This is a genomic window from Alkalimonas sp. NCh-2, from assembly GCF_039631345.1.
Lineage (GTDB): Bacteria > Pseudomonadota > Gammaproteobacteria > Enterobacterales > Alteromonadaceae > Alkalimonas > Alkalimonas mucilaginosa.
Map to the genome: position 1 here is coordinate 49,374 of NZ_JBDIUV010000004.1, position 14,496 is coordinate 63,869.

The 14,496-nt window shown below is 52.5% G+C and carries 15 protein-coding genes; 7 read left to right on the forward strand and 8 right to left on the reverse strand.

The features are described 5' to 3' along the window. On the reverse strand, positions 1-372 hold the full coding sequence (locus ABC502_RS11655; protein ID WP_345916008.1) for a DUF2237 domain-containing protein: 372 nt from the start codon (positions 370-372) through the stop codon (positions 1-3). Positions 373-488: 116 nt separating this feature from the next. On the opposite strand from ABC502_RS11655, the gene ABC502_RS11660 reads away from it, so the two are divergent. Next, positions 489-1,610 carry an HD domain-containing phosphohydrolase gene (locus ABC502_RS11660; RefSeq protein WP_345916009.1) on the forward strand — a complete coding sequence of 374 codons (1,122 nt, stop codon included), beginning with the start codon at positions 489-491 and terminating at the stop codon, positions 1,608-1,610. Between the two features lie 18 nt (positions 1,611-1,628). Here ABC502_RS11660 and ABC502_RS11665 read toward each other — a convergent pair whose 3' ends face one another. The 3 genes from ABC502_RS11665 to ABC502_RS11675 form a co-directional block, all read right to left on the reverse strand. Next, positions 1,629-2,762, reverse strand: a complete 1,134-nt coding sequence (locus ABC502_RS11665) for a sigma-70 family RNA polymerase sigma factor (RefSeq protein ID WP_330088803.1) — start codon at positions 2,760-2,762, stop codon at positions 1,629-1,631. Beyond that, on the reverse strand, positions 2,759-3,664 hold the full coding sequence (locus ABC502_RS11670; protein ID WP_345916010.1) for an alpha/beta hydrolase: 906 nt from the start codon (positions 3,662-3,664) through the stop codon (positions 2,759-2,761). Before ABC502_RS11670 ends, ABC502_RS11665 begins: the two co-directional genes overlap by 4 nt. Before the next feature lie 78 nt (positions 3,665-3,742). Next, positions 3,743-4,069: an isoamylase early set domain-containing protein gene (locus tag ABC502_RS11675; RefSeq protein WP_330088805.1), complete on the reverse strand. Its 327-nt coding sequence runs from the start codon at positions 4,067-4,069 to the stop codon at positions 3,743-3,745. Between the two features lie 393 nt (positions 4,070-4,462). On the opposite strand from ABC502_RS11675, the gene ABC502_RS11680 reads away from it, so the two are divergent. Continuing rightward, a complete protein-coding gene (locus tag ABC502_RS11680; RefSeq protein WP_330088806.1) occupies positions 4,463-6,166 on the forward strand; it encodes a methyl-accepting chemotaxis protein in 1,704 nt (567 codons plus the stop codon). A gap of 45 nt (positions 6,167-6,211) precedes the next feature. Here ABC502_RS11680 and ABC502_RS11685 read toward each other — a convergent pair whose 3' ends face one another. After that, positions 6,212-6,454: a prolyl oligopeptidase family serine peptidase gene (locus ABC502_RS11685; protein ID WP_330088807.1), complete on the reverse strand. Its 243-nt coding sequence runs from the start codon at positions 6,452-6,454 to the stop codon at positions 6,212-6,214. Between the two features lie 79 nt (positions 6,455-6,533). Here ABC502_RS11685 and ABC502_RS11690 point away from each other — a divergent pair, with 79 nt between their 5' ends. Then, positions 6,534-7,418: a hypothetical protein gene (locus ABC502_RS11690; protein ID WP_345916011.1), complete on the forward strand. Its 885-nt coding sequence runs from the start codon at positions 6,534-6,536 to the stop codon at positions 7,416-7,418. A gap of 106 nt (positions 7,419-7,524) precedes the next feature. Here the strand turns inward: ABC502_RS11690 and dbpA are convergent, their stop codons facing one another. The 3 genes from dbpA to ABC502_RS11705 all read right to left on the reverse strand — a co-directional run bounded on the left by dbpA (position 7,525) and on the right by ABC502_RS11705 (position 11,745). Then, positions 7,525-8,904 carry an ATP-dependent RNA helicase DbpA gene (dbpA, locus tag ABC502_RS11695; protein WP_345916012.1) on the reverse strand — a complete coding sequence of 460 codons (1,380 nt, stop codon included), beginning with the start codon at positions 8,902-8,904 and terminating at the stop codon, positions 7,525-7,527. A gap of 75 nt (positions 8,905-8,979) precedes the next feature. Next, on the reverse strand, positions 8,980-9,897 hold the full coding sequence (locus ABC502_RS11700; protein WP_345916013.1) for a histone deacetylase family protein: 918 nt from the start codon (positions 9,895-9,897) through the stop codon (positions 8,980-8,982). A 3-nt stretch (positions 9,898-9,900) separates the two neighbouring features. Continuing rightward, the gene (locus ABC502_RS11705) at positions 9,901-11,745 is read right to left on the reverse strand and encodes a GNAT family N-acetyltransferase (protein WP_345916014.1); all 1,845 of its coding nucleotides are present in this window, start codon (positions 11,743-11,745) and stop codon (positions 9,901-9,903) included. Between the two features lie 241 nt (positions 11,746-11,986). On the opposite strand from ABC502_RS11705, the gene ABC502_RS11710 reads away from it, so the two are divergent. From ABC502_RS11710 to ABC502_RS11725, 4 genes are read left to right on the forward strand one after another with little or no spacing between them, the layout of a single operon-like run. Beyond that, complete coding sequence (locus ABC502_RS11710) at positions 11,987-12,619, forward strand: hypothetical protein (protein ID WP_345916015.1); 633 nt, start codon at positions 11,987-11,989, stop codon at positions 12,617-12,619. Between the two features lie 53 nt (positions 12,620-12,672). Beyond that, positions 12,673-13,083 carry a hypothetical protein gene (locus ABC502_RS11715; protein ID WP_330088813.1) on the forward strand — a complete coding sequence of 137 codons (411 nt, stop codon included), beginning with the start codon at positions 12,673-12,675 and terminating at the stop codon, positions 13,081-13,083. Positions 13,084-13,143: 60 nt separating this feature from the next. Beyond that, positions 13,144-13,917, forward strand: coding sequence for a hypothetical protein (locus ABC502_RS11720; protein WP_330088814.1), 774 nt, complete (start codon positions 13,144-13,146; stop codon positions 13,915-13,917). 20 nt (positions 13,918-13,937) lie between these two features. Then, entirely contained in the window at positions 13,938-14,426 is a 489-nt protein-coding gene (locus tag ABC502_RS11725; RefSeq protein WP_330088815.1) for a hypothetical protein, read from the forward strand. The last annotated feature ends 70 nt before the right edge of the window (positions 14,427-14,496 follow it).

Below are 14,496 nucleotides of genomic sequence, written 5' to 3' on the forward strand. Positions count from 1 at the left end.
CTATGGTTGCCAGCAGTGCGCTTGCAGCAATGCCAGAGGGATCTTGCTCAGTGCTTCCTGATGGCAACTGGCCAGCACTAAGGGCGGTGCCAAACCGGCATCCTTCGCTTCCAGCCAACGGCTGACACACAGGCACCAACGATCACCGGCTTTTAAACCAGGGAACTGAAACAAGACTCTGGGGGTGATGAGATCATTGCCTTGCTGCAGGCTGAAATCCAAAAACGCCTGGGTCACTATGGCACACAATAAATGCTGCCCTCTGTCCTGCGCAGCATGGTGGCAAAAACCATCGCGGAAAAAGCCGGTGGCAGGCTCGGAGCAGCAGGGCTCAAGGGGTTGGCCGAATACGTTAAGAGCATTAGAGGTCATGCTGGTTACTCTGATTGACTTTCGATGCTGTGGAGTATGCATGGGTGCATCGAAGCGATCACTTTGCGTATCGATTGGCTATACTGAAAAACACGGCCGCGATGTGAGAACGACTTATGCTTCATGATGCAGCGCTGAAGGTGCTTGGGCAGACGACCAGTTTAGTCGAAAAGTTGCAGCACATACATGACTATTTAAAGCGCCATCATGCCTTTATTTCCCGGATTGCCATTGCCTTGTACGATCCCAGTACCGACATGGTGCGCACCTTTATTTACAGTGGCGAAAAAACGCCTCTGAATCATTACCATGCAAGGTTGTCTGGCTGCTACTCACTGCAGCAGCTGGCCGTGCAGCGAAAAGCCAGGCTGGAGCAAGACTTATCGGTTTTTAACGGCAGCCAGCATCTGCATGCGCAGCGAATTTATGCGGCTGGCTTTCGGGGCAGTTACACCATTCCAATGATTTGGGGCAATGAGTTGCTGGGTTTTTTATTTTTTAACAGCCAGCAAATCAACGCCTTTGATGATTTCGCTATTGAAAACATGGATGTGGCAGGCCATTTGGTCACGCTGATGCTCTACAACGAGCGGGCGCAGATAAAAACCTTATCCGCTACTCTAAAATCTGCCCTGGATTTAACCCACAGCCGTGATCCGGAGACTGGGGCTCATCTGGAGCGAATGTCGCGTTACGCCCGTCTGATTGCAAGGCATTGTGCGGATGCATTTCATTTGGACGATCACTTTATTGAGCATGTTTTTTTGTTTGCACCTTTGCATGATCTGGGAAAAATGGCGATTCCGGATAAGGTTTTGCTTAAGCCTGGCCCTTTGACCGAAGAGGAGTTCAACGTCATGAAAACGCACTCTGAGGCCGGCCTGGCGATGGTGGATAAACTGATGGAGAACTACGGCCTGTCCGGGCTAAGCCATTTGAGTGTGCTGCGCAATATTGTGATGCATCATCATGAAGCCATGGATGGCAGCGGCTATCCCAGTGGCTTACAAGGTGATGCTATTCCGATAGAAGCTCGTATTGTAACCGTAGCGGATGTGTTTGATGCGCTCACCAGCAGGCGGCCCTACAAAGAGGCCTGGACGAACCAGCAGGCATTTGCGCAGCTGCAGCGTTTGTCCGGCACCAAGTTCGACGGACGCTGTGTGCAGGCCCTTTTGGACAACGCTGCGGAAGTTGCGCAGATCCAGGCGAGTTTCAACGACAATGTGTTTGGGTAAGGCAGCTTAGCAGCACTGCTACCAAAACCAACGATGACTGCGAATCAGTCCGGCAATCAGGCCGGCATAGCCAGCGCTGGCGCCAAGGGCCAACCCGGCCCAGCTCCAGAGTTTTTGGCGTTGATAGCGCTTTTGCCCTGCCATGTTTTGTTCGGCTTTGGCTGCCAGCTCAGGCTGCAGCGTCCGCCAAACACGCCATTGCAGCCAACCAAGGCCAGCAATAAAGAAGCTAAAGCTGCTAACCGGGCCGCTGGCGCCCTGAGTAAAGCTGTAAGCGGCGGTAAGCAGCAGGCCATTCAGCAGCACCCAGCCGATGGCCAGGTTCCTTAAGCGCAGCAATTGTTTACGGCTGTCGGGCTGCTCGGTGCTGTTGATGGCACTGCGCATCCCCAGCACAACCCCGATGACACCGGCCAGAGCGCCCAGCATAGCGCCACTCAGTAGCCAGCTGAGCTTCGCCAGGCCGCTGCTTTGGCTGGCGAGGGTACTGGCGGCGGCTGCGCTGGCAGGTGGGCTGGTTGCCAGTAGTGCGGACGTGATCAGGCTGGACAAGCCAAGGCCCGGCGCGCTGGTTAGCACCAAGTGGCCATAGCGCTGCAACCATTTCTTTTGCAAAGCTTGCCGAACCCGTTGCAACTGTTTGCGAACGCTGGCTTCGGTGATACCGAGCAATTGCGCAACCTGGCGGCTGTTTTGCTCTTCACGGTAGTACAGCAGAGTAATTTCGCGGCTTTCCTCAGGCAGCTGGCTGATAAAATGGGCCAGAATAGCGCTTTGCTCGGCTCTTAGCAGCTCGCTATCCGGCTCCTCATGGCTGATAAAACTTGCCAAGGCCTGCTCGGTGTCTTCAGCGCTGAGGCGCTGTGATAGCTTGTGATCACGCAGGTAGTTCAAGGCGCGGTAGCGGGTGATTTGCCGAACCCAGGGCAAAAAGCTGGCCGGGTTTTGCAAGGTATTCAGCTGTTGCCACAAGTGAATAAACACCTGTTGGCAGATATCTTCACTGGCATCGAGATCCCGGACAATGGCCAAAGCAATGCTGCTAACACTGCGCTGACACTGATGGATCAGACGCTCAAATGCCTGGATATCGCCCGCTTGCGCGGCTGTTACATCCGGTAAAAGCAGCAGTTCTGTCTGGTTGAGGCTCATTGGCTGGCTTCCTTGAGGGCAGTCAAAATGTGGTGTGCAACCCACTCCGGCTGATCCAGCGTCATAAAGTGCCGTGATTGCGGATGAAATGCAAGCCGGGCCTGGGGGAGCTCAGCCAGCTGTTGCCGATACAGCTGTTCAATTTGCTGGCGCTCCTTATCGCCGGTGATGGCACCGCTGGCCCCCAATAGCAACACCGGAGACTGGATGGCACTGATTTGCTGGCGTAGATCGGTGGTCAGTAACTCGTAGAGTGCCTGGCCAACACTGGCAGGGTCTGAGGTGGAAGCCATCTCCAGCACCAACTGTTGATGTGGCTGACTGCTGGCCTGAATACCCAGCCCATGCTGTGCCATAGCAGCCAGTTGCTGTGCAGACATCTGTTGGTATTGGCTGCGAATGGCCGAGGCTTGTGCTTGCATATCACGCACCTGCGTTTGATTGCTCCGGGTAAACACCGGCGCAAGATAGGGGAGGCCATCAATGGCAATGACCGGGCCAATCAGCTGCGGCTGATGACTTGCCAGATCAAAGGCAACAAAGGCTCCCAGGCTGTGGCCAATAATGGCCGGTTGTTGCAGGTTTTCGGAGAGAATGTAGGCTTGTAATTGCTCACGTACTTTGGGTAGCAAAGGGCCGTTCACAGGGGCATTGCCGGCGAAACCGGCCAGGGTAATCAGGTGCAACTGATAGGACGCTGCCAGCTCAGCTTGCAATGGCTGCCAGGTACGGCTATCGGACATCAGGCCAGGGATCATCAGTACCGGCTGGCCCTGACCTACCACCTGCACCTGGAAGTGGGTTGGTTCGGCTTTGAGGTTGGCGCTTAAAACCCCGATCACAATACTTAGCGCGATAACAAGGTAAGTCCAGAATCCAGGTTGTTGGGTTGTTTTCTTCATGCTGAGGTTCCTTAGTAAGTTCAAGTGTCCTAACTAAGTACCCTCAGCCATCCAGAGTGTGACAATTTTTTTAGTGGCTTAGCTCATTCGCACTGATACTACTGAGTTTTCCACGCCAAGTGGGGTGGGCCGGTAGCCATCGGCTTGCCAGTCGTTGTCGTACTGCTCGTTGCCGGCATCATCCAGCAGGCAGTAACGAAACTCAAAATCGTCCTGCTGATCGGTGGGTAGCTCCAGCACGGCTTTAAAACCACCATTTTTTAGCCGTTTTAATGGCTCTTTTTGCCAACCCTGAGCTTCGCACAACAGGTAGGCACTGGTGGCTTCTTTGGCAGCTTCGGCCGGAATTTCAAAGGTCACTTTAACAACAGGGCGGCTTTTCAGGAATTGTTTTTTCAGTGGCATCGGGATCTCCTTGTTTCAACAGTTCATCTGGGCCCAGCTGCTTTAGTTTGGTGCGAAATGCGCACAAAACAGGCAGTGACAGCGGCGCAAGGTTGCTTTTTACAGCTATGCAAATCAATACAGAAATTGTGCCAGTTTGGTCGCAACAAGCTGGCAGCTATCCTGCCAGCTCGACATGACAGGGACATGACAAGGCAAAGGCTTTACCGCGGCCTGTAATAAAGATAGCAGAGAATAAATGAGGCGGTTTGATCTGGATCGCCTGGATAGGGATTGATTGCGACCATGGTCTCACTAAAAAAACAGCGGTATTAACAAAAAATCGGCTATGCTTAACTGCATGAGGTAAAAACAATTATTTGGCCTCGTTGCGATTTGGATAAGGAGATGGGGATGAACTTTTTTTCTACTGTGGCGGGCCGGTTATTGACGATACCACTGTTGGCATTGCTTGGCTTTTCACTGCTGGCTGTGGTGGCGTTAAATGCACTGAATACCAGCCTGGTTCAGGGACGTGAAGCCCGGGTGATGGCGGTTATTGAAGCGGGCTTGCATCTGGTGCAGCATTACCAGCAGTTGGAAGCCAGTGGTGAGCTCAGCACAGAGCAGGCACAGCAGCAGGCACTGCAGGCTATTAAAGCCATCCGCTATGATGGAACCGAGTACATCTGGATCAATGATATGGGCCGGCCCATTCCGCGAATGATTATGCATCCAACCGTGCCCAGCCTGGATGGTACTGTTTTGGACCGACCAAATTTTATGCATGCTACTCATATGCGCAGCAAAGATGGCAGTCGCTCACAGCGACTGGACAATGCCAATCTTTTTGTCAGCTTTGTGGATGCGATCAATCGTTATGGCTCGGGTTTTGTCGAGTACGAGTGGCCTAAACCTTTGGCTGGAGGTGGTGTGACCGATGAGCGTTACACCAAACTGTCCTTTGTCGATCGGGACCCACACTGGGGCTGGGTGCTGGGTTCGGGTATTTACATTGATGATGTCAAAGCCGCTTTTTGGTCGGTGGCGCGGCGCATTGCGCTGGTGGTGGTACTGGTGATTGCGATTACGGTAGGTTTGTCGCTGTATATCCGCCGTTGGCTGCTAGCGCAGCTGGGGGGGGAGGTGGCCAGCGCCCGGGCCCTGGTCCGCCAGGTTGCTGGCGGTGATTTTCGGGCCGAGTTTGCACTGAAGCCCGGCGATAACAGCAGCTTGTTGGCGGCATTAAGTGGTCTGGTGCAGCGATTGCGGGAAATCATCAGCCAGCAAACCGAGATGGCGGAGCAATTGGCTGAACAATCCGAAATGCTGGATGATACCAGCCAGCAAAGCCAGCAGATCCTGCAAAGTGTGATGGACCAGACGGCGCAGGTGGCAACCGCAGTCAGTGAAATGACCGCTACCTGCGAAGATATGGCACGCAATGCCGCCACTGCGGCGCATTCGGCCCGGGAGGCCGATCAGCAGACCCGCTCCGGCACCAGAGCGGTGGAAGACACCATTTTGGCGATTGAGGCCTTAAAACAGAAAATTGAGCAGGTCGGTGAAGTGATCCAGCAGCTGTCCAAGCGCAGTGAAGAAGTGGGGGCGGTCACCGATGTGATTGGCAACATTGCCGAGCAAACCAATTTACTGGCATTAAATGCCGCCATTGAAGCAGCCCGGGCCGGCGAGATGGGCCGCGGCTTTGCGGTAGTAGCTGATGAAGTGCGTACCCTGGCCAGCCGCTCACAAGAATCAACACAAGGCATCAATCAGCGCATTCAGGATATCCAGCACGACTCCGAGCAAGCAGTGCAGTCGATGGCTTCCAGTCAGCAGGAAACCGAGCAAACCATAGAGCGTTCGCAGCAGGCTGGAAAGACGTTGGCACAAATCAATAAAGCCGTGTCCAGTATTACCGATGTCAATGATCAACTGGCCAGCGCTACGGAAGAGTTGGCCACAGTATCTGCCACCATCAACGAAAATATGGAGCATATTGCCAATGCGGTGCAGGATACCACCGCCAAATCGACTGAGCTGTCTGGTGCCAGCCAACAATTGCGCAGCATGGCAGCACGGATGAAAGACTCATTGCAGGGCTTTAAGTTGTAAGGCTTCAGCAAGCACAGGCCAGGCGAAGCCTGGCCTGTGGCATCATCACCAATACTGTTGCATAAATTTCAGATAAGCTTCCTGGGCGGAAATACCGTTTTCCCGGCGCAGGAAACCATGGCCTCCGTCCGGGAGCACTAAGTACTCGACCAGAACTCCCTGAGCGCGGATGGCTTCGACCATTTCATCGCTTTCAACTGGCAGCACCCGTGGAACATTGGGGCCTTGCACCACCAGTACCCGCTCTTGCACCTGATCGGCATGAAACAGTCTTGTGATCTGGATCAAGCGTCTCTTGATTAATTTAGAGCAATTACTCCAATTATGCATTAGAGTAATTGCACTAATTTTCTGTTGGAGATGCGGGATGGATATACCTGTTTGGCAGTATGTGTTTACGATGAGCTTTTACATTCTGTTGTTGCTTGGTCTGGTAGAGATCATGCGTAAAAAGCCCGTGTTTGCCATGGTGTTCTGGTTGCTGTCTTTGCTTACTTTTCCGCTTTGGTTTGAGTATGTTGATGGCTGGTTTCGTTGGGTAAAAGTATTAAGTGTGCTTTTGCCTACCGCTTTGGTGGTTGGGTTTGCCCGTGTAGCCTGGCTGTATAAAGACAACAACCATGCATTTTGGCAATTCTTTAGAGGAGATTGGGTTCTTACCTTTCTTTATGCCTTTTTGTTCCTGAATATAGCGGAGGCAACATTCAAAGATTTTGAAACCGCAAACTACTTTAACGCAATTTGTGGTGTCATTCTTTGTATTACCATTCCATTTCCGCGCTACAAAAATGGCAAGCGAGTATATTGGGTGATCGGGAAAGATAAACCAAACGATGTTCTTTTTTACTCAACCGCGGCCTGGAATCTACTATACACAACCTGGAATATGGCTTTCGTATACGGAGAGGCGGGAGCGTTCTTTGCGGCTTCAATGTGTATTCTGATCGCTGCGGAGCTGTATCCTATCCTGAAAAAGCGTCCTGAGCTTTATATCATTGCCCGTGTTTACACCCTTGCATTTCATCTTTTAGTGCGTGCTTGCAGTGATGTCTTTGAAAGAACAATGGATTCCAGTAACTGGATGAATGAGCAAGTGTTGTGGTGGTGGGGGCTGATTAATCTGGCAGTGCATCTTCCTTTTGCTGTCTGGTACTTTTACCGTAAACGCAAAAGTGAGACGAAGGAGCCTCCATATGGCAACCGTCCTCCACCGAAAGCAGAAGACTACCCGGTCACCAAAGCGTTTGGTTAGAGGTGCCAAGCGAGCAGCTGTTTGCCTGGCGGCCTCCCCGCCAGGTACAGGGTAAAGTGTAAGCAGACGTTGCTGAGTAGTGCAAAATCATCCGGCTGATTAGTGCTTACAGCTGCCAGGCGCGGAAATTACGGCCTTTCATTTTGTCGTGATTGAGAATCTGCAGCGCTTTTTTCGCTGCACTGCGCTTGACTGCCACATAGGCCCATAAATCATGCAGCTGAATTTTACCAACGTCCTCAAAGGCGATTTGCTGATCGCGGGTTAAAGCACCGACAATATCGCCGGGGCGCAGTTTTTGCTTTTTACCACCCTGGATCTGGATGGTCACCATCTCGGCTTTGGCCGGCGCTTGTTCCAGTAAGCTCAGGGGCGGCAGAGGTTGCAGCTGGATAGCATCGCTCAGCGTATCCTGCAGCAGGCTTAATTTGTAGTCATCTTTGTTATCGGCCAGGGTAACGGCCAGGCCTTTAGCCCCGGCGCGGCCGGTGCGGCCAATGCGGTGGGTGTGGGTGTCTGTATCGTGCGCCAGCTCGGCATTGATCACCAGGTCCAGCTCACTGATATCCAGGCCACGGGCGGCCACATCGGTTGCCACCAGAATACGGGCGCTTTTATTGGCAAATTGCAGCAGGGTTTGATCACGGTCTTTTTGCTCCAAATCGCCATGCAAGGCTTTGGCGCTAAAGCCCTGTTGCTGTAGGGCATTGGCCAGTTGCTGGGTCACCCGTTTGGTGTTGCAGAACACCACGCAGCTGGCAGGTTGCAGCTGCTGCAATACCAGCATCACCGCTTGCTCACGGGGGCTGTTATCAAGGGCGTAAAATTGCTGGGTGATGCTGCTTTCCTGCTGGCTGCAGCTGACCGACACCCTTACCGGTTGCTGCATCAGACTGGCCGCCAGTTGCTCGATTTTGTCCGGATAAGTCGCGCTGAATAACAGGGTTTGCCGTTTGGCAGGCATAGCCGCTGCGATACGGGCCACCTCGTCCAAAAAGCCCATATCCAGCATGCGATCGGCTTCATCCAGCACCAGCATCCGCAGCTCGGATAAATCCAGCCGCTGCTGCTGCAGATGATCCAGCACCCGGCCTGGCGTGCCGACAATAAAATGAGCACCATGCTCCAGCGATAGGATCTGGTGTTTGCTTGGCACCCCGCCGCACAAGGTCAGCACCTTGATGTTGTGAATGCTGCGGCCCAGGGTTCGCAGTTCTTTCGCGACCTGCTCGGCCAGCTCACGGGTAGGGCAGAGTACCAGCCCCTGAATACGGAAGCGTTTTACCTGCAGGGCACTGAGCATACCCAGCGCAAAAGCGGCGGTTTTACCCGAGCCGGTTTGCGCCTGGGCAATCACATCCTTGCCGGCCAAAATAGCCGGCAGGCTTTGCTGCTGAATGGGGGTCATCTGCTGGTAGTTCAGCTCCTGCAAAGTAGAAAGCAGGGCTGGGGCTAAGGCAAGAGTGACAAAATCGGTAACAGGCATAAGTTCTGGCTCCGTGACGATGGCAAAGAGCCAGCGGTTATTTTTTCGGCCGCCAGTATAGCAGATTGCATGCCTTCACAGCATGGCTTTTAAATGCGCCACCACACTGCGCCCGAGCGAGCTTAAATCGTAGCCGCCCTCCAGCATCGAGACGATACGGCCATGGCAATGACGGTTTGCCAATTGCTTTAACTCCCCGCTTAGCCAGGCGTAGTCGTCTTCTTTCAGTAAAAACTGCGACATCTCGTCTTCAGCATGGCCATCAAAGCCGGCGGAAATAAATATCAGCTCGGGGGCAAAAGCATCCAGCGCGGCAAACCAGCGCTGCTGCACGGCCGCGCGCCATTGTTCACCCTTGCAGCCAGCTGGCAGTGGCAGGTTCAGTATGTGTTCGCTGCTGGTGTCATCGCCGCTATTCGGGTACAGCGCCTGCTGATAGGACGAGCAAAACAGCACCCGATCGTCGTGACGGAAAATCGCCTCGGTGCCGTTGCCATGGTGCACATCAAAATCCACAATGGCTACCCGCTGCAGCTGATATTTATCCAGTGCATAGCAGGCGGCAATGGCGATGTTGTTTAGCAGGCAAAAACCCATCGCCTGATCGGCGGTGGCGTGGTGCCCTGGCGGTCGTATGGCACAAAATGCCTGCTGGTTATCGGCCTGCATCACTTCATCCACTGCCTGAATGCCGGAGCCTGCCGCCAACAGGGCTGCCGGCAGGCTTTTGGGGGTCATGGTGGTATCCGGATCCAGCCAGATCTGGCCCTCACTGGGCGCTTTGGCATACAGCTCGTCAATATAGAGCTTGCTATGGGCCCGGTATAAATCGCTGACCTCGGCCGGGCGGGCATCCACTTGCTTGATCACATACTCAAGGCCAGAGCGCACCAGTTGATCATTGATGGCATGCAGCCGGGCCGGTTGTTCCGGGTGCTCTGGATCCGGGTTGTGCAGTGCGCAGCGGGCATGGCTGAACAGGGTCAGTGGCATCAGTTACTCCTTGGTCTTTGGTCGCAACGTCAGCTGCAGCGTGATTTCACCCGGCTCATCGGCTGGCAGCCGGACAAAGCCGGCTCTTTCAAATACGCTGAGCATCGGCTGGTTATCGGCCCGCACATAGGCCAGCATGGCGTCCAGGCCGCGCGCTTTGGCAATGGCAATCATTTCATCCAGCAGCCGTTTGGCCATGCCCTGGCCCTGGTATTTTTCCCGGGTGACAAAGGCGACTTCGCAGCTGTTGGCTGCAGGCAGCAGGTAATAGCGGCCCACCGCCTGAATTTGCACCGCCGAGCCTTTTTGCCGCACGATACATAGCGCCAAATCTTTCGATTGATCGACACTGACCAGGTTGCAGGACTTTTCCCGGCTCATCTGGGTCGGCACGGCGTTGTAACGCAGTTGCAGGGTTTCTTTGGTGTGCGAATAGAAAAATTCCTGCAAGCGCCGTTCATCGGATGGATTGAGCGGTCGTAAATCAAAGTGTTCGCCGCCAATAATGAGCTCCTTAAAACCCACCTTGCCAAGCTCCGGCACTTCGACCGGGGTTTGCTGCTGGTAATGCGGCACCCAGTAATGCTCGCGTACTTTTTGCAGCAGCTGGTGGCGAAACTTGGGGTGGGCAACCCGGATCAGCTCCAGTGCCCGCTCGCGGATGCTTTTACCGCGCAGGGAAGCCACGCCAAACTCAGTCACCACATAGTGCACGTGGGCCCGGCTGGTGACCACACCGGCACCTTCGCGGATATGCGGTACGATGCGCGACGTTTTGCCATCTTCGGTGGTGGACGGCAGGGCGACGATGGGCTTTCCGCCCGCACTCATGGAAGCACCGCGACTGAAATCGACCTGGCCACCAATGCCGCTGTAAAACTGATGCCCTATCGAGTCTGCCACTACCTGGCCGGTTAAATCGACCTCAATGGCGCTGTTAATCGCCATCATGCGCTCGTTGCGGGCAATGTTGGCCGGGGAGTTGACGTATTCGCTGGGGTAAAAACCAATATGCGGGTTGTGATGAACAAAATCGTACAGCGCCTTACTGCCGACGCAAAAGCTGGTCACTACTTTGCCAGGATGGAAGGTTTTGCGCCGGTTGGTGATCACGCCTTTTTGAATCAATGCCATGATGCCATCGGTGATCATATCGCTGTGGACACCGAGGTCTTTGTGATTGCCTAGGTACTTCAGCACCGCAGTGCAAATGCGGCCGACACCGAGCTGTATGGTAGCACCATCCTCCACCAGCAACGCAATGTACTGACCGATGCGCTCACTGACTTCGTTGTCGCTATCCACTTTTGGCAGTTCGGGCAGTGGCTGCGCACATTCAATACTAAGGTCAATCTGGTCACGGTGAATAAAGCTTTGGCCATAGGTCACCGGCATCAGCGGGTTCACCTGGGCAATCACAATTTTAGCGGCTTTGGCAGCAGCGGCGACGACATCGACCGACACCCCGAGCGAATGGTAGCCATGCTGATCGGCCGGGCTGACCATAATCAGTGCCGCATCCAGTGGCAGAATGTCGTCGGTAAACAGATGTGGAATATCCGACATAAAGCAAGGGGTGTAATCGGCACGGCCCTCGGCCACTGCCTGGCGGATGGTATCGCCGCCAATGAAGAAAGTATTTACTTTAAAACGGTGCTGCTGGTCCGGGTTGGCCCAGGCATTGTCGGACAGGGTGAGTAGCTGCACAATTTCAATGTCATGCAACTGACGGCCATGGGCTATCAGATCGTCCATCAGTGCGCCTGGCACAGCCGCATGTGAGCCAATAAAGATGCGCTGGCCGGATTTTAGGTACTGTTTCCAGTCGATACCAAGGGCTGAGGGCATAAGGGCTCCTGTTTTATTGCAGTATCTATCAGTATGCAGCAGGTAGCTATTCGACTTTAGGCGATTTGCCCGGTGCTGTTCCTGAGGAAAGTGACGATGCCATTACCCGGATAAATTGTAAACTAAAAAGCAATAGGTTTAGCGGATTTTGTCTGGTAGAAGTGTGCTTTGTTGAGATGAGTTATTGACTGGTGTTTTTGGTTACTTTAAGATTGCGGAAAAATGGAATTAAGCTGTAATTATGGAATCTTTGTCAATATCCCGCTCTGCGTTGCTTGAAAAGTTGAATGGCATGGATTTGCTGTTAACATTGCACGATCGGTTTGGTGGTTCATTTCAAGGCAAGTTACTGCACTACTGTGCTAAGTCGGGCGCTGTTGTGCTGGACGGTGCCGACACTGCTGATTGTGTGAGTTTCCATCAGTTGGAAGACCTTTCCTCTATCAAGTTGCATACGAAAGTAGAGCATCTTGGCTGGTTAACAGGCAAGACAGTTAGTCCGCTTGTAGAATTGCCGGCCAGTGATTTCGATCTGGACGACTATGTCTATCAAGCAGAACGAATGCTTGCCGAGCAGTTAAATCACGCTATTCAAATTTCCCTGGAGCAGGTTGCTGCATCTGATTTAACAGCAAAGCTGGCCAGTCGCCGTGTGATTGAGTCTGCTATGGCTATTGTTACCAAGATAGCGGCAGACAGTTTGGGCATGGAACTGTTAGGAAGTGTAAACACCCTTTGTTTTGTTAACACTTCGGAAGACAGTCTCAAAGTGAAGCGGTCGCTTGCGACCATTAAGATTTATTTTAATACCTCGAATATGCCGGGTACCAACCTGGCAGAAAAACTTGAACGTGATATTGAGCGTGTTTTGTAGTTCATTGAGCGATCAATTTGAAAGCACTATCATTGCCAATTAAGGAGTAAATAATGGGATTAGCAGAAAAAAAAGCCTCGCGGGATTTCCAGCAAAATCGCTTGGAAGCATTGCAGAAGCAACTGAATAAAGAAGCCGGTTTTGATATTGAGCTGGAAGTGAACTGGGACACACTGGAAGTAGATAAGTATGCCCATCTTTATGATGAAGCCTGGCCAAAAGTCTACTTCCACCCACTGATCAAAGCCTTTAAAGAAATGTGTTCTGACGACTTTGCCCGGGACATTATCAAAGAAAGCCTGAAAAAAGTTGTGATTCAGAATTACAGTGACAACTACGCTTATGATCGCTTTGCAGAGTTCAAAAAGGGTGTGTTGACGCTGAATCATTCTCCGATCACCAACATCCATCACGAGAATGAGCGCGCTGCCAATATCCAGTTTGTGGTAGAAAAAGAGCTTTAATCTCTCCGCCTGCTCTGCTGCATTGCAGCGCAGGCTTCTTTTTGGGAGTACTGTAAGCCCATGAAATATTTTATCTTTAGTCTTATTTCATTGCTGTGCGCATCACTCAGTTATGCCAATGTCTATCACAGCATTGATGCTGAGATCGAGTCTCGTCTTGTTATCTTGCCCACTGAACATCCGGATCGCTTTTTAATTGGCTTTGATGGCTTCCAGCATGAACTAGATCGCCAGGCGATGCTGTATGAAAAGCGCCTGAACAGTCGTGATGCCAGAGACGGGCACTATTACCAAATGCTTGGTATGCCGTATACGCATGTGCGCAATAATGGTCGCACTACCCTTATTTTTGGTACTTCGGTGCCTTACCTTGAAGTACATCTTGCTGGCCGGGCACCGGTGAAAATGGTGCTGACCGGGCCAAGTGATACAGCGATGAAAGAACGCATTGAGCAGCGCTATAGCAAGCGCCAAGGCTACAGTCTGAGCCGCATTGAAGCAAGAAAACAAGTCGAGCAGGCGGCAGCACAGCTGCATAGCGACTGCGCCGCAACGATTCAGGTGCAGGTAGACTGGGATAGCTTTGCAGGCTCAGAACATCGGACTACCCCAGCGGTGGGTGCTCGCTACATCGAGGCGCTGAACCAGATTTGCCAGCGTGATGACGATTATCGCCAGGCTGTGCTGGATATCAGCGAGGTGACACTGGTATTGGCCGAGAGTCCTGAGCAGCATCAGATTAAGCGAAATGGCAGTCAGATTGTGGTTGGGCTGGCATCGGCGGCACCGAATATTACCGAAACCTCGTATGCCCAATTAGTGGCACTATTTTGATAAATAAAGGAATTATAACAATGAAATTAAAATTAATGACAATCATTCTGGCAGGGCTGGTAAGTCAATCGGTGATGGCATCCACAGTGGTGGAGCGCAAAGCGATGCGTGAAGCTGAAGCAAAAATTGTTGAAGCGGCCGAGCAAACCAAAGCGACATGTGGCAATGCAGAGCTGGCTGTATCGGTGAACTGGGATGAGTACCGCAGCATGATCAGCGCCAATGAGAAAGTACTGCAAGACAATCGTTACCAGGGACAGTGGGTCTTATCGCATACGGCGGATCGGAATACCTCTGTGTTCGAAGCCTTAAGCAACATTTGCAATGATGATGAAGATTACAAAGAAGTGATTGCTGAATTAAGTGCTGTTGTTATTACGCCTAAGCCAGCATTTACTGATTCGGATAGCAGCTTTAAGCTGGATGGTACAACGCTGGTGATTGAGTCTGGTCACCGTATGAATCGTAGTGCTTCAGATTTTGTACGGCCAATCAAGCAACTGTTCTGAGTTACTTTTTTGTAAAGAGCAGCTGCTTATCAGGCCCGGTTTACCACCGGGCTTTTTTTATGGCAGCATC

What these genes read in the sequence shown, in the direction of transcription:
- ABC502_RS11655 (WP_345916008.1), bottom strand. Translation starts at nt 372, where the DNA reads ATGACCTCTAATGCTCTTAACGTATTCGGCCAACCCCTTGAGCCCTGC.
- ABC502_RS11660 (WP_345916009.1), top strand. Translation starts at nt 489, where the DNA reads ATGCTTCATGATGCAGCGCTGAAGGTGCTTGGGCAGACGACCAGTTTA.
- ABC502_RS11665 (WP_330088803.1), bottom strand. Translation starts at nt 2,762, where the DNA reads ATGAGCCTCAACCAGACAGAACTGCTGCTTTTACCGGATGTAACAGCC.
- ABC502_RS11670 (WP_345916010.1), bottom strand. Translation starts at nt 3,664, where the DNA reads ATGAAGAAAACAACCCAACAACCTGGATTCTGGACTTACCTTGTTATC.
- ABC502_RS11675 (WP_330088805.1), bottom strand. Translation starts at nt 4,069, where the DNA reads ATGCCACTGAAAAAACAATTCCTGAAAAGCCGCCCTGTTGTTAAAGTG.
- ABC502_RS11680 (WP_330088806.1), top strand. Translation starts at nt 4,463, where the DNA reads ATGAACTTTTTTTCTACTGTGGCGGGCCGGTTATTGACGATACCACTG.
- ABC502_RS11690 (WP_345916011.1), top strand. Translation starts at nt 6,534, where the DNA reads ATGGATATACCTGTTTGGCAGTATGTGTTTACGATGAGCTTTTACATT.
- dbpA (WP_345916012.1), bottom strand. Translation starts at nt 8,904, where the DNA reads ATGCCTGTTACCGATTTTGTCACTCTTGCCTTAGCCCCAGCCCTGCTT.
- ABC502_RS11700 (WP_345916013.1), bottom strand. Translation starts at nt 9,897, where the DNA reads ATGCCACTGACCCTGTTCAGCCATGCCCGCTGCGCACTGCACAACCCG.
- ABC502_RS11705 (WP_345916014.1), bottom strand. Translation starts at nt 11,745, where the DNA reads ATGCCCTCAGCCCTTGGTATCGACTGGAAACAGTACCTAAAATCCGGC.
- ABC502_RS11710 (WP_345916015.1), top strand. Translation starts at nt 11,987, where the DNA reads ATGGAATCTTTGTCAATATCCCGCTCTGCGTTGCTTGAAAAGTTGAAT.
- ABC502_RS11715 (WP_330088813.1), top strand. Translation starts at nt 12,673, where the DNA reads ATGGGATTAGCAGAAAAAAAAGCCTCGCGGGATTTCCAGCAAAATCGC.
- ABC502_RS11720 (WP_330088814.1), top strand. Translation starts at nt 13,144, where the DNA reads ATGAAATATTTTATCTTTAGTCTTATTTCATTGCTGTGCGCATCACTC.
- ABC502_RS11725 (WP_330088815.1), top strand. Translation starts at nt 13,938, where the DNA reads ATGAAATTAAAATTAATGACAATCATTCTGGCAGGGCTGGTAAGTCAA.